This is a genomic window from Pseudomonas sp. 4CAES_32.4 (assembly GCF_058136335.1).
This window is the reverse complement of the sequence record NZ_CM176882.1, coordinates 1,091,662-1,104,959: the sequence shown is the minus strand read 5'-3', so window position 1 is coordinate 1,104,959 and position 13,298 is coordinate 1,091,662. Positions and strand designations below refer to the sequence as shown.

Below are 13,298 nucleotides of genomic sequence, written 5' to 3'. Positions count from 1 at the left end.
CAATATATCCACCTTTGTTGTAGATGACGTAATGTACCACTCCAAGGGGATAGCGCAGTGAGCGTTCCCCAAGTGAAAGGATACGGTTATCTTTGTGGAGTGAGATTTAGTAGCTCTGTAACACTCTGGGTGGACTTTATTTTAATTTTCACTGTCCTTACATTCACATATGACGCGTCCCCACAAACTTTGGGATATGCTGCGGCAATGTATGGCTTACCAGCACTTTTCCTGGGGCCATTAATTGGTACGTTAGCAGACCATACTAGCCCTATAAAATTTTTACTAATAAGTTTCACCTTTCGATTTATCGTTGCCTGCCTTCTATTTGGAGCAAACTCTGAATCTGTTTTCTTAACATTAGTCTTCTTTAAGGGCGTATCGAACCTTGGGTCTGGTGCGGCAGAAATTATCTTGACGAGGAAGCTTCTCACAAACAAAGAATTGATCAGTAATATTTCACTAATCACGGTAATGGATCAATTTATCAAGGTCTGCTCACCTTTAGCTGCAGGTGTTATTGCAAGCATGTCAGATAAAGCGTATGGCTTTTTAATTTCCGCGCTTTTCTCACTGCTAGGGATATTCTGCGTGATTTTTCTTTCGATGAGTAACCGGCAAAAAAACATACACACATCTGATAAGCGGTCCTTTGGCAGTTTCAAGGCCTTGAAAGTATTACTAAGCTCCGGCCCATCCACACAACTATTTTTTATCTGTGCCTTAATCCAATCTGCTGTACTGGGATGCTATGACTCGCTACTGAGTCTGCATATAAAAAACTTGGGGCTTGACGAATACGTATTTGGAGTTGTCGTTAGCTCCACCGCACTAGGTGGAATTATTGCAGGCTTGAGCTTTAAATTAGTTTATCCCCATAAAATCTTCTTCTGCTCAACTTTCTCCCTATTTACGTTCGGTGTGATGGTAGTAATAGCGGGATTATTAAAGGAACCTGGCAATATGACAACACTAGCATTACTAATACTAGTATTTTCCATTGCTGGATATGCCTATGGATTAACATCTTTAGGGTTTGGCGTAACCCTTCAAAAATACTGCCCTCTATCTAATCTGGGAACAGTATCAGCTTCCAGCCGCAGTTTGATGTTGATATTTATGATTACAGGACCAATTTTCGGGGCATGGCTTTCAACGTTCTTGTCAATCGGAGGTGTTCTTGTTTCTTCAGGTGCTAGCGCCATATTGCTAGGTGCGTTTTTACACATAAAATACCGCGACATTTTTTCCGCAGAGACAAGTCGCATCGTAAACGAATAAATAGTTCCGAAAATAATCAGCGCAAAACTCTACTGCCTTGGTTTTGGAAGGTTGGAGGATTGTAAATTTAGATTTATAAAATATACAGATAATAGACTTTCAAAGGGCGGTTAGGAGTACAGGCATGATTAATTCAAAATAAAGGCAGCGGTTAAAAACCGGGCGGCTTTAAAGGCCGCCCGGTTTTGGTTGTGATGCAGTTACAAATGGGTTTCAGCGTATTCCGCCAGTATCGAGCGAGGCACCCCTTGCAGGGTAATGTGCACACCGTTGGGGAAATCCTTGAAGCGTTCGGTCAGGTAGGTCAGCCCGGAACTGGTCGCGGACAAGTAAGGGGTGTCGATCTGTGCGAGGTTGCCCAGGCACACCACTTTGGAACCGGCGCCGGCACGGGTGATGATGGTTTTCATCTGGTGCGGGGTGAGGTTCTGGCATTCGTCGATCAGGATCAGGCTCTGCTGGAAGCTGCGACCACGAATGTAGTTCAGCGATTTGAACTGCAACGGCACTTTGCTGAGGATGTAATCGACGCTGCCATGGGTGTTTTCGTCATCCATGTGCAAGGCTTCGAGGTTGTCGGTGATGGCGCCCAGCCACGGCTCCATTTTTTCCGCTTCGGTACCGGGTAAGAAGCCGATTTCCTGGTCGAGGCCCTGCACGCTACGGGTGGCAATGATGCGGCGATAGCGTTTGCTGACCATGGTCTGCTCGATCGCAGCGGCCAGCGCCAGAATGGTTTTACCGGAGCCGGCGGCACCGGAGAGATTGACCAGATGAATGTCCGGGTCGAGCAGCGCATACAGCGCCAGGCTCTGATAAATGTCGCGTGGCTTGAGCCCCCACGCCTCTTGGTGCAGCAGCGGTTCCTGATGCAGGTCGAGAATCAGCAGGCGGTCTTCTTCAATCTCCTTGATCCAGCCGACGAAGCCCTGTTCATCAATGATGAACTCGTTGATGTGAACGGCCGGCAGGTTGTCGATCAGTTGTACCTGGTGCCAGGTGCGGCCGTGGTCCTGACGGGTTTCGACCTTGCTCACGCGGTCCCAGAATGAGCCGGTCATGTTGTGGTAGCCGTTGGGCAACAGGGACACGTCGTCGACCAGTTGGTCGGTGCTGTAGTCCTCGGATGCAATACCGCAAGCGCGCGCCTTGAGGCGCATGTTGATGTCTTTGGTGACCAGCACCACCGGTTTTTTCGGCTCACGGGTGTGCAGGTCGATCAGTTGGTTGATGATTTTGTTGTCGTTCAGGTGCTCGGGCAGAATCAGGTTCGATTCAGCCTGCTTGCTCATCAGAATTGACAGCAAGCCTTTCGGCCCGCCCTTGCCGCGCTGGATCGGCACACCCAGTTCGACATCTTCCGGGGACGCATCGCCCAGGGTCTTGTCGATCAACCGGATGGCCTGACGGCATTCAGCGGCCACGCTGTGATGCCCGCTCTTGAGCTTGTCCAGCTCTTCAAGCACGGTCATCGGGATCGCGACGTGGTGTTCTTCGAAATTCAGCAGGGCGTTTGGATCGTGAATCAATACGTTGGTATCGAGTACATACAGGATTGGCTGGTTGGAGGAAGGGCTACGTCCGTGATCATCCATACTCGGTCACCTATGTCAGAGCCAGTAGACGCAATACCTGAGCGGTGCTGCGCCTCGAAGTGACTGCCGAAATCTCACCTGCGGAGATTCAAGTGACTGCAAACAAACGGGTCTTGGAAGACGCCACCTGTGTTGCAGGTTTCGGCGGTCTGTCTTCGTAATACTCCAAAACCGATGACATAAAAAAGTACTTTGACGGTTTTTTTAAGTTTATTTTGCAAAGTGACGAAAAGCCCTTGGCGGACTCCGTCGACACCGTTAGAGTCGGAAGTCCACCTGCAGCAAATTCTCTTAAAAAATCACCCCAAGCCCAATGTTTCCGGGCTTTTGCCGTTTCTCAGCGAAACGCGTCCTGACAGTCTTCCCAACCGATGCCGCTCTGCGCGGTTTGTGTGATCAGCCACGGCAACGAGGTCTTCACCGCGTCCTGCTTCATGTTGAAATTGATCACCCCGTGACGCCACAACAGCATCAGGGTCAGCACCCGTTGCGCACTCGGCGCGCCCTTGAGTTTGCCGGCGCCGTCCTGGGCATCGATGTCCCACAGAGCCACTTGCAGGCCCTGGGTGTTGAAGAAACCTTGTGCGTCACTGCGGCGCTGACCGTCCGGCGGGCGGAACAGCGGCACGTAGTTTTCCGGCAGTTTGGTCTTTACCAGATCGGCGCTGCGGCGCACTGAATCCTGCCAGTCCTGCCAGTGACTGTGAGAGCGGAACTCCCAACCCTGCACACCGACGCACTGTTTCGAGAAGCCGGCCTGCAGGCTGGTGACCGAACGATCGGCCAGCCGCGCCTGAATATCCTTGCCCAACACGAAGAACGTGCCACTGAGGTTCGACTTGCGCAGGTACTCGGTGAGCCATTCGGTATTGTCCGGTTGCAGGTTCGCGGCGCTGTCGAAGGTCAGCAGAAACAGCCGGTCGTGCATCTCGTCGCCGTTGCGCTCGTAGTCGCCGAAACGATCGAATTCATTGCTGGTCTGCGGCGACAGCGCGGCCTTGCGCATCAACTCGTCCAGGTACTGCAAATGGAAGATCCGGCTCGGCTCGGCCCACTTGGTGTAATAGCTGTCGTCGCTGACCACGAACTTGGCGGCTTGCTCACGCAAGGTCGGCAGGTCTTCGACGAGAAAGCAGAACGAGGCATCCTGATCGCAGCTTTGCTGGGCGTAGTTGTAGTTGGCCAACAAACGCTGCCAGAGTTGCTGACGCAGGCTGTTGACCGCGTCGATATTGATCGTGCGCAGGCCAAGTCGCTGAGCCAGCGCAGCTTCGTCAATCGACTCGGTGCCGAGCAGGCCACGGGCGAACATGAGGATTTCTGCCCGGGACGCCACGTCAAACAGGGTCGGGTTGCTGAGCTGTTCAGGCCAGGTGCTGCGATCCAGCGTCGCCGCATCGCCAGGCGCCGCCACGGCACCGAAGCTCAACAGCCACGCGGTGAATAAAAGAACAATGCGCAAAGGGATGTCTCCGTAACAAAACCCGCGCGGCACTATAGCTGATCCGGCACGATTCCCCTTAGCCGCGGATGATCGTTCCCACGCTCTGCGTGGTAACGCCTCCCCGGACGCTCCGCGTCCAGCTCGACGGTGACGCAGAGCGTCACAGGCGGCATTCCCACGCAGAGCGTGGGAACGATCATCGCCAAGCCGTCGATCACCTATGGGCTTGATAGCTGGAGTCAACACCGACAACCCCCTAGAATCGCCCCCACGATTAAAGGAGACGACTTCATGCTGATGGTGATTTCCCCCGCCAAGACCCTCGATTATGAAACACCGCCGGCGACCCAGCGCTTCACTCAGCCGCAATACCTCGACCATTCTCAGGAACTGATCCAGCAATTGCGCGACTTCACGCCGGCGCAGATCAGCGAACTGATGCACGTGTCCGACAAGATCGGCGGGCTCAACGCTGCGCGTTTCGGCAGCTGGACGCCCGCGTTCACCCCGGAGAACGCCAAGCAGGCCCTGCTCGCCTTCAAGGGTGACGTCTACACCGGCCTCGACGCGCAGTCCTTCAGCGAAGGCAATTTCGACTACGCGCAAAAACACCTGCGCATGCTCTCCGGTCTTTATGGCCTGCTGCGTCCGCTGGACTTGATGCAACCGTATCGCCTGGAAATGGGCACAAAGCTGGCCAACGCCCGTGGCAAAGACCTTTACGCCTTTTGGGGTACGCGTATCAGCGAATGGCTGAACGAAGCGCTGGCGGACCAGGGCGACGACGTGCTGCTCAATCTCGCCTCCAACGAATACTTTTCGGCGGTCAAACGCAGCGCGCTGAACGCGCGGATCATCAACACCGAGTTCAAGGACCAGAAGAACGGCCAGTACAAGATCATCAGCTTCTACGCCAAGAAAGCGCGGGGCCTGATGAGCCGTTTCGTGATTCAGGAAAAAATCAACGATCCGGCGCAGCTCAAGCAGTTCGATGTGCAGGGTTATCGCTTCAGTGCCGAGCAATCGAAACCCGACAATCTGGTATTTCTGCGCGACCACGCCCCCGAATAAAGCATGCCTAATGCACGACTCTTTCTATATAGAGTCGTGCACCTCGCACGATGTCAAAAATCCCTCGCCAGTTTTCGCCATTTTAATGGCGTCAGAAATCTTTCCCTGTCCTTTCTAAGATTAGTTTCACTCGACACTGATCATTTTTTTCAGTAGTGGCACCTAAATTTTTTCTCAGTAGTGGCACAAAACTATCTACCGCTAGTATCTCCCTATCAATAAAGGGCGAAACGGAAAGTGCTATCAAATTGAGACCAGTGCCATCTTTGTCAATATTTCAAGAAATTTCAGATGGCGCGATGAGCGGACAGGAACTATGTCCAAATGCGTAGCTCATACCACCGGTAACGATTCTCGCCGAGTTTGTACGAGATAACTTACGTAGGACAAAAAGCCATGTAACCAAGTTGTCACAGCAACTTGCCTAGATGACTAACTAGTCTGAAACCACACTGAAGGACAGGAGATAGGCAGCATTAATATCCCCTACAAGGCCATGGCCGCGCCCCTATAAACGTGCTCGCCTGAGCACCCAACCGCTTGATCCACGGGCCTTTCGCCCGACATCGAGCGCATAAGACCAATGCACCAGAGTCTTCCACAAAGAAGATCCGCTGCATAACAGGGCAAGTCATAACTACAAGGCCTGGTTGCGCACATCTTGAGTGCACTTATTTAGACACTCGGAACTTAGTATGCCTGCACACGGCATTGTGGCGCCTGTAAGCCGCACTTTCGAGTGCACTAGTGACCGCTGAACACCATTAACTCCGGCCTTCTAAGGCCTGATATATACAGAGGTAATTGCGATGCGCATCAGCATATTTGGTTTGGGTTACGTTGGCGCAGTATGTGCCGGTTGCCTGTCTGCACGGGGCCATGACGTAGTTGGCGTCGATGTAGCCAAAGACAAGATCGACATGATCAACGCTGGCAAATCCCCCATTGTTGAACCGGGCCTGGGCGAACTTCTGCAACAGGGTATCCAGACCGGTCGTCTGCGTGGCACGACCAACTTCGCCGAAGCGATTCGTGACACTGACCTGTCGATGATCTGCGTCGGTACGCCGAGCAAGAAGAACGGCGACCTGGAACTGAACTACATCGAGGCCGTGTGCCGCGAGATCGGTTTTGTTCTGCGTGAAAAAACCACCCGCCACACCATCGTTGTGCGCAGCACCGTTCTGCCGGGCACTGTTGCCAACGTGGTGATCCCGATTCTCGAAGACTGCTCGGGCAAAAAGGCTGGCGTCGACTTCGGCGTTGCGGTCAATCCTGAGTTCCTGCGCGAATCCACCGCCATTGCCGACTACGACCTGCCACCGATGACCGTCATCGGCGAGTTCGACAAGGCTTCGGGCGACGTTCTGCAATCGCTGTACGAAGAACTCGACGCCCCGATCATCCGCAAGGACATCGCCGTTGCCGAGATGATCAAGTACACCTGCAACGTCTGGCACGCGACCAAAGTGACCTTCGCCAACGAGATCGGCAACATCGCCAAGGCCGTCGGCGTCGACGGTCGTGAAGTGATGGAAGTGGTCTGCCAGGACAAGACTCTCAACCTGTCCCAGTACTACATGCGCCCGGGCTTCGCCTTCGGCGGTTCGTGCCTGCCGAAAGACGTGCGCGCCCTGACCTACCGCGCCGGTTCCCTGGACGTCGAAGCACCGCTGCTCAACTCGCTGATGCGCAGCAACGAATCGCAAGTACAGAACGCCTTCGACATCGTTGAAAGCCACGACAAACGCAAAGTCGCCCTGCTTGGCTTGAGCTTTAAGGCTGGCACCGACGACCTGCGCGAAAGCCCATTGGTTGAACTGGCCGAGATGCTGATCGGCAAGGGTTACGACCTGAGCATCTACGACAGCAACGTCGAGTACGCCCGTGTTCACGGCGCGAACAAGGACTACATCGAGTCGAAAATCCCGCACGTATCGTCCCTGCTCAACGCGGACTTCGATTCGGTGATCGACAACTCCGACGTGATCATCCTCGGTAACCGCGACGAGAAATTCCGTGCGCTGGCCCAGCAGGCGCCGCACGGCAAGCAGGTCATCGACCTGGTCGGCTTCATGGCCAAGGCCACCGACGCTGGCACCCGTACCGAAGGCATTTGCTGGTAAGGCAGCAGCAAGCCTCAAGCTTCAAGCCGCAAGCAAAAGCACCACGCTTGCGGCTTGAAGCCTCCATCACCTTCGGATGACGCTGATGAGCAAGCTCAAACATTTTTTTCTGCAATCAGCCGGCTGGCTTTTTTATCTCAGTCTGCTGATGGGCCTGGCCTTGATGCTGCCCACGTCCACATTCGACTCCGAGTCGAAGGACTTCATTTTCCTGATTGGCGCCGTGGGTATCTGGCGCTACTCGATGGGTGCAACGCACTTTGTGCGCGGCATGATTTTTCTCTACATCGTTTACCCGCACCTGCGCCGCAAAGTGCGCAAGCTGGGTAAAGCGGCGGATCCGTCGCATGTGTTCCTGATGGTCACCAGTTTCCGAATCGACGCGCTGACCACGGCGCAGGTCTACAGCTCGGTGATCCGCGAAGCCATCGACTGCGAACTGCCGACCACCGTGGTCTGCTCGATCGTCGAAATGTCCGATGAGCTGCTGGTCAAGGCAATGTGGGCGCGGATGAATCCGCCTGAACGCGTGAAGCTCGACTTCGTGCGCATTCCCGGCACCGGCAAGCGCGATGGTCTGGCCTATGGTTTCCGCGCGATCTCCCGTCACCTGCCGGACGACCGCGCCGTGGTCGCCGTGATCGATGGCGACACCGTGCTCGGCGAAGGCACCGTGCGCAAGACCGTGCCGTGGTTCCAGCTGTTCGGCAACGTCGGCGGCCTGACCACCAACGAATTCTGCGAAGTGCGCGGCGGCTACATCATGAGCGAATGGCACAAGCTGCGTTTCGCCCAGCGTCACATCAACATGTGCTCGATGGCCCTGTCCAAACGCGTACTGACCATGACTGGACGCATGTCGGTGTTCCGCGCCACCGTGGTGACCAACCCGGAATTCATCGCCGACGTTGAAAGCGACTCGCTGCAACACTGGCGCCTGGGCCGTTTCAAGTTTTTGACCGGCGACGACAAGTCGAGCTGGTTCAGCCTGATGCGTCTGGGTTACGACACTTTTTACGTGCCTGACGCGGCGATCAACACCGTTGAACACCCGCCAGAAAAGAGCTTCATCAAGGCCAGCCGCAAACTGATGTTCCGCTGGTACGGCAACAACCTGCGCCAGAATTCGCGAGCGTTGGGCCTGGGTGTGAAACGCCTCGGCGCCTTCACCTCGGTGGTGTTGTTCGATCAACGCGTTTCGATGTGGACCTCGCTGCTCGGTCTGACCGTGGCGATCATCGCCAGCTTCAAATACGGCACCGCGTTCATCCTCGTTTACCTGCTGTGGATCGGCATCACCCGCCTGATTCTGACCCTGCTGCTGTCGTGCTCCGGTCACCGGATCGGCCCGGCTTACCCAGCGATTCTTTATTACAACCAGATCGTTGGCGCGCTGGTGAAGATCTACGTGTTCTTCCGCCTCGACCAACAATCCTGGACACGCCAACCCACTTCCCTGACCCGTGATCTCGCCAGCTTTCAACGTTGGTTCAACACCTGGTCGTCTCGGACCATGACCTTCTCCGCCGGCAGCATTTTTGTCGCCGTGCTGCTGATGATGGTCTGACCCGCCCCTATTGAATTAACAAGGAAATCGCCCCTATGAATACCGCCGTGAACGTCAACGTAGTGCATGAATCCGAAGCCCAGCGCCAACACGCCCGCGTGAAAATCCCGGCCAAACTGCGCTTCTTCGGTCCGGACCGGACACCGGTCGAAGCGCGGGTCATCGACCTGTCCGCCGGTGGTCTGGCGTTCAACGCCGGGCAACTGCCGCTGACCATCGGCGAGGTGTACAAGGCGCGTCTGCAATTCGTCATCGACAACCTCGGTCTGGCGATGGACGTTGAACTGCAAGTGCGTTCCTACGACCGCCCGACCGGTCGCGTCGGTTGCCAGTTCCAGAACCTCGAGCAGCAGGACATTTCCACCCTGCGCCACCTGATTACCTCGCACCTGGCCGGCGACATCGTCAGCATCGGCGAAGTGCTGGCGACCCTGCAGCGCGACAACTTCACCAAGGCGCGCAAGGTCAAGGATGGCGGTTCCGGCATGACCCCGTTCGGGCGTCTGAAAGCGGTGACCTTCAGCGCCGGTATCTTCGCGGTCGGCCTGGTTGCAGCGGGGTTCATTTTCAAATCGGTGTACAGCATGTACTTCGTCAGCCACGCGCAGGCCGGTCTGGTCAGCGTGCCGGGGATGAACATCACCATGCCGCGCGACGGCACCGTGCAGAGCCTGGTCAAGTCCGACGGCGTCGCCGCCAAAGGCGCGCCACTGGCGACCTTCAGCACCAGCATGCTCGACGTGCTCAAAGGCCATCTGGAAGAAGATCAACTGTCGCCGGCCAAGGTTGAAGAACTGTTTGGCAAGCAAATGACCGGCACCCTGACTTCGCCGTGCGATTGCACCGTGGCCCAGCAATTGGTCGCTGACGGTCAGTACGCGAGCAAGGGCGACGTGATCTTCCAACTGGTGCCGCGCAACACCCTGGCCAACGTTGATGCGCGCTTCTCCTATCGCCAGTTCGGCGACGTGCGTCCGGGCACCCCAGTGAGCTTCCAGATCGCCGGCGAAGACAAGACCCGCACCGGCAAGATCGTCAGCAGCACCAGCCTGAAAAGCGAAGACCTGTCCTCCGACATCCGCGTGCAGATCAAGCCTGACGAGCCGCTCGACAGCAGCCTCGCCGGCCGACCGGTGGAAGTGAACAGCGACCGTGGCCCGAACCTGAACTGGCTGATCGACAAAGCCATGGCTGCCGGTCTTTAAGTCGAGGACATGCCTGTGACTATCACCAGTCTTTTCAGAACGCCACGATCCCTGTGGGAGCTGGCTTGCCAGCGATCGGATCAATGCGGTCCTGCTGAAATACCGAGTCGCCTGAATCGCTGGCAAGCCAGCTCCCACAGAGTTCATGTGGTGTGCTCGCTGGCGCTGGCAGTGTCTCTGGCCGGTTGCGCCGGCTTGCCCGATCAGCGCTTGGCCAACGAAGCGCTCAAGCGTGGCGACACGGCCACCGCCGCGCAGAATTATCAGCAACTGGCCGATCTCGGTTACAGCGAAGCGCAAGTCGGCCTCGCTGATATCCAGGTCGACAGCCGCGACCCCGAGCAAATGAAACAGGCCGAGGCGACTTACCGCGCCGCCGCCAGTGTTTCGCCGCGCGCTCAGGCGCGTCTCGGTCGCTTGCTGGTGGCCAAGCCGGGTTCCACCGAAGCCGAGCACCAAGAAGCCGAAAGCCTGCTGAAAAAAGCCGCCGCCAATGGCGAAGGCAACACGTTGATCCCGCTGGCGATGCTGTACCTGCAATACCCGCACAGCTTCCCCAACATCAACGCCCAGCAGCAGATCGATCAGTGGCGCAAATCCGGCTACCCGGAAGCGGGTCTGGCCCAGGTGCTGCTGTATCGCACTCAGGGCACCTACGACCAGCACCTGGATGACGTGGAAAAGATCTGCAAAGCCGCGCTCAACACCACTGACATCTGCTACGTCGAACTGGCCACCGTGTACCAGAAACGCGCCCAGCCTGAGCAACAGGCCGAGCTGATCAAGCAGATGCAGGCCGGTTACAGCCGTGGCACCGTCACCGCGCAGCGCGTCGATTCCGTGGCCCGTGTACTGGCCGATTCGACCCTGGGCAAGCCTGACGAAAAAACCGCGCAGTCGTTGCTTGAGCCGATCGCTCCCGGCTACCCGGCGTCGTGGGTCACCCTCGCGCAATTGCTGTACGACTACCCGGAACTGGGCGACGTCGACCAGATGATGAAGAACCTCGACAACGGCCGCGCCGCCGATCAGCCGCGCGCCGAACTGTTGCTGGGCAAGCTCTACTACGAAGGCAAAATGGTCCCGGCAGACGCCAAAGTCGCCGAAGAACATTTCCAGAAAGCCGTTGGCCGTGAAGTCGCCGCCGACTACTACCTCGGGCAGATCTATCGTCGGGGCTACCTCGGCAAGGTCTATCCGCAGAAGGCTCTCGACCACTTGCTGACCGCTGCGCGCAACGGCCAGAACAGCGCCGATTTCGCCATCGCCCAATTGTTCTCCCAGGGCAAGGGCACTCAACCCGACCCGGTCAACGCCTACGTATTCAGCCAATTGGCCAAGGCGCAAAACACCCCGCAAGCCGATGAGCTGGCGACCACCCTCGCCGCGCAATTGCCGCCCGAGCGTCTGGCCGAAGCCCAACGTCTGCTGCAACAAGAGCAAGCCAGCCGTGGCGCTCTGAACCAGAACACGCTGCAACTGCACGCCCTGCAAGAAGAAGACGGCGAGGAAAAATTATGAAGTTGAATCCATTCGTGAAGGCCGGTATTGGCCTCACCTTCGCGCTGATCTGGTCTTGCCCGACACTGGCCGCGATGACTGAAACCAAGAACTTCGGCCTCGAAGTGAAAGTCACCGGCCAGTCCGAAGACGACCGTGACCTCGGCACCGCCAGCGGCGGCGACGTCAACGGCGTCGGCCTCGATTTGCGTCCGTGGATCTACGGCGAAAGCGGCGCGTGGAGCGCCTACGCCATGGGTCAGGCCGTGACGTCGACCGACATCATCGAAACCGACACCCTGCAACAATCCGACGGTGAACAAACCACCGACAGCGGTGATCGTGAAACCAAGAAAAACTACCTGGCGATGCGCGAATTCTGGGTGGGCTACAGCGGCTTCACACCGTACCCGGGCGAGATGCTCAAGTTCGGTCGCCAGCGTCTGCGCAATGACGATGGCCAATGGCGCGACACCAACATCGAAGCGCTGAACTGGACCTTCGACACCACCCTGTTGCGCGCCAACGCCGGTGTCGCCGAACGCTTCAGCGAATACCGCACCGACTTGAAAGAGCTGGCGCCGAAAGACAAGGATCGCCTGCACGCCTACGCCGATGCCGCCTACCAGTGGACGCCTGGCCAGTGGGTCGGCATACGCGGTCATCACACCCACGATGACGGCAAACTCGATTACGCCGAGCCGGGCGTTCCGCGCGACTCGCTGGATAAAACCGAGAACGGCGACATCAGCTGGCTCGGCCTGACCGCCGACAGCGACGCCTACAACTGGCGCAACACCAACACCGTCAACTACTGGGGCAGCATCACCGGCATGAGCGGCGACCGCGACACGGTCAACGCGCTGAACGCCGATGGTTCGCGCCCGGCGCAAGCCAAGCGCAGCGATGACGTTAACGGCTGGGCTACTGACATCGGTGTGCGTCTGCGCCTCGATCCGCAATGGCAAGTCGGCGGTGCGTATGCCCGCGCCAGCGCCGATTACGAGCAGAACGGTCTGGAGAGCAACCGCTCCAACTACACCGGTACGCGCTCGCGGGTTCACCGTTTCGGCGAAGCGTTCCGTGGCGAAATGAACAACATGCAGACCGCAACGCTGTTCGGTTCGTGGATGGTCAACGACGAGTACGACGCCAGCCTGATCTACCACAAATTCTGGCGTGTCGACGGCAACAAGCCAGTCGGCAGCAACGGTATCAACGCGGTGGAAAACAACACCGACGACGTCACCGGCGCCATCCTTTCCAGCACCTCGCTGCCGCTTGAAGACGGCAACAAGGATCTCGGTCAGGAGATGGACCTGGTCGTCACCAAGTACTTCAAGCAAGGCCTGTTGCCGGCGGCGTTGAGCCAGTCAATCGACGAGCCTTCGGCCCTCGTGCGTTTCCGTGGCGGTGTATTCAAACCGGGCGATGCCTACGGCAAGCAGGTTGATTCGTACATGCACCGCGCGTTCATCGACGTGATCTGGCGCTTCTGATGCAAACCGC

At 57.0% G+C, this 13,298-nt stretch carries 9 protein-coding genes; 7 read left to right on the top strand and 2 right to left on the bottom strand.

Going from position 1 to position 13,298, the window contains the following annotated elements:
• Positions 1–57 precede the first annotated feature (57 nt).
• Positions 58–1,281, top strand: coding sequence for an MFS transporter (locus AC3Y64_RS04810; protein ID WP_489986627.1), 1,224 nt, complete (start codon positions 58–60; stop codon positions 1,279–1,281).
• 200 nt (positions 1,282–1,481) lie between these two features.
• On the opposite strand, the gene AC3Y64_RS04805 is transcribed toward AC3Y64_RS04810, so the two are convergent.
• Both AC3Y64_RS04805 and AC3Y64_RS04800 read right to left on the bottom strand, forming a co-directional pair.
• Positions 1,482–2,876 (bottom strand): PhoH family protein, encoded by a 1,395-nt coding sequence (locus AC3Y64_RS04805; RefSeq protein WP_008080207.1) that lies wholly within the window; start codon positions 2,874–2,876, stop codon positions 1,482–1,484.
• Positions 2,877–3,213: 337 nt separating this feature from the next.
• Positions 3,214–4,338: a polysaccharide deacetylase family protein gene (locus tag AC3Y64_RS04800; RefSeq protein ID WP_489986626.1), complete on the bottom strand. Its 1,125-nt coding sequence runs from the start codon at positions 4,336–4,338 to the stop codon at positions 3,214–3,216.
• Between the two features lie 273 nt (positions 4,339–4,611).
• Here AC3Y64_RS04800 and yaaA point away from each other — a divergent pair, with 273 nt between their 5' ends.
• From yaaA to AC3Y64_RS04770, 6 genes are all read left to right on the top strand, one after another.
• A complete protein-coding gene (gene yaaA / locus AC3Y64_RS04795; RefSeq protein WP_489986625.1) occupies positions 4,612–5,391 on the top strand; it encodes a peroxide stress protein YaaA in 780 nt (259 codons plus the stop codon).
• 809 nt (positions 5,392–6,200) lie between these two features.
• Positions 6,201–7,517, top strand: a complete 1,317-nt coding sequence (locus tag AC3Y64_RS04790) for a nucleotide sugar dehydrogenase (protein ID WP_008087506.1) — start codon at positions 6,201–6,203, stop codon at positions 7,515–7,517.
• An 85-nt stretch (positions 7,518–7,602) separates the two neighbouring features.
• Entirely contained in the window at positions 7,603–9,084 is a 1,482-nt protein-coding gene (alg8, locus tag AC3Y64_RS04785; protein WP_489986624.1) for a mannuronan synthase, read from the top strand.
• 35 nt (positions 9,085–9,119) lie between these two features.
• On the top strand, positions 9,120–10,289 hold the full coding sequence (locus tag AC3Y64_RS04780) for a PilZ domain-containing protein (RefSeq protein WP_489986623.1): 1,170 nt from the start codon (positions 9,120–9,122) through the stop codon (positions 10,287–10,289).
• A 9-nt stretch (positions 10,290–10,298) separates the two neighbouring features.
• Positions 10,299–11,810 carry an alginate biosynthesis TPR repeat lipoprotein AlgK gene (gene algK, locus AC3Y64_RS04775; RefSeq protein ID WP_489986622.1) on the top strand — a complete coding sequence of 504 codons (1,512 nt, stop codon included), beginning with the start codon at positions 10,299–10,301 and terminating at the stop codon, positions 11,808–11,810.
• Positions 11,807–13,288 (top strand): alginate export family protein, encoded by a 1,482-nt coding sequence (locus tag AC3Y64_RS04770; protein WP_489986621.1) that lies wholly within the window; start codon positions 11,807–11,809, stop codon positions 13,286–13,288. The genes algK and AC3Y64_RS04770 overlap by 4 nt, the downstream gene beginning before the upstream one ends.
• The last annotated feature ends 10 nt before the right edge of the window (positions 13,289–13,298 follow it).

Bases quoted from the DNA above. Each gene is read 5' to 3' on its own strand.
- AC3Y64_RS04805 (WP_008080207.1), bottom strand. From the start codon at position 2,876: ATGGATGATCACGGACGTAGCCCTTCCTCCAACCAGCCAATCCTGTAT.
- yaaA (WP_489986625.1), top strand. From the start codon at position 4,612: ATGCTGATGGTGATTTCCCCCGCCAAGACCCTCGATTATGAAACACCG.
- AC3Y64_RS04790 (WP_008087506.1), top strand. From the start codon at position 6,201: ATGCGCATCAGCATATTTGGTTTGGGTTACGTTGGCGCAGTATGTGCC.
- alg8 (WP_489986624.1), top strand. From the start codon at position 7,603: ATGAGCAAGCTCAAACATTTTTTTCTGCAATCAGCCGGCTGGCTTTTT.
- AC3Y64_RS04780 (WP_489986623.1), top strand. From the start codon at position 9,120: ATGAATACCGCCGTGAACGTCAACGTAGTGCATGAATCCGAAGCCCAG.
- algK (WP_489986622.1), top strand. From the start codon at position 10,299: ATGCCTGTGACTATCACCAGTCTTTTCAGAACGCCACGATCCCTGTGG.
- AC3Y64_RS04770 (WP_489986621.1), top strand. From the start codon at position 11,807: ATGAAGTTGAATCCATTCGTGAAGGCCGGTATTGGCCTCACCTTCGCG.